We start from the raw sequence: 632 nt of genomic DNA, 5'->3' as shown, positions 1-632 counted from the left end.
TACTGGAATGTTTTAAAAGGCAGGTGGGCAAAGTTAAGGATTAATTATCAGGAGTAATTATGCGGAACAGAATCATGCCTGGTGTTTACATAGTAATAATTCCTTACGTTATCGTAAGCATTTGCTATCTCCTTTTCCGCCACTACATTCCTGGTGTTTCTTTTTCAGCTCATAGAGATGGTCTTGGGGCGACATTGTCATCATATGCAGGAACCATGATTGCAATCCTGATTGCTGCCTTGACGTTTCTAATCGGAAGCAGAACGCGCCGACTGGCCAAGATTAGAGAGTATGGGTATATGACATCGGTAGTTATTGTCTATGCCCTTAGTTTTGTTGAGCTTGGAGCTTTGTTTTTCTGCGGGTTATTGCTTCTTTCCAGCATAAGCGGCTACATGATACCCACTATCGCCATCGGCATTGCCTCTGCATCGTTCATTCATATATGCATCCTTGTTTTCCAACTATATAATTTGACCAGAGAACAAGAATAACCCGGCCTCAGCGCCGGGTTTTCTTTGCCTCACGATCGCCCCCAAAACACATAACCAATTGTATTTATTGAAAAATAAATAGATACAACTCACTAAACATAGCAATTCAGATCTCTCACCTACCAAACAATGCCCCCC

At 42.1% G+C, this 632-nt stretch carries 1 protein-coding gene; it reads left to right on the top strand.

Annotated features, from left to right (window positions below; translation table 11 throughout):
• Positions 1-59: 59 nt before the first annotated feature.
• A complete protein-coding gene (locus HP552_RS00145; RefSeq protein ID WP_001245922.1) occupies positions 60-494 on the top strand; it encodes a protein rexB in 435 nt (144 codons plus the stop codon).
• The last annotated feature ends 138 nt before the right edge of the window (positions 495-632 follow it).

The sequence above is a fragment of the Paenibacillus xylanilyticus genome, from assembly GCF_013359935.1.
GTDB classification, from domain to species: domain Bacteria; phylum Bacillota; class Bacilli; order Paenibacillales; family Paenibacillaceae; genus Paenibacillus; species Paenibacillus xylanilyticus.
The sequence above is the reverse complement of the archived record's forward strand: the minus strand, read 5'-3'. Positions and strand labels throughout refer to the sequence as shown.

Bases quoted from the DNA above. Each gene is read 5' to 3' on its own strand.
- HP552_RS00145 (WP_001245922.1), top strand. From the start codon at position 60: ATGCGGAACAGAATCATGCCTGGTGTTTACATAGTAATAATTCCTTAC.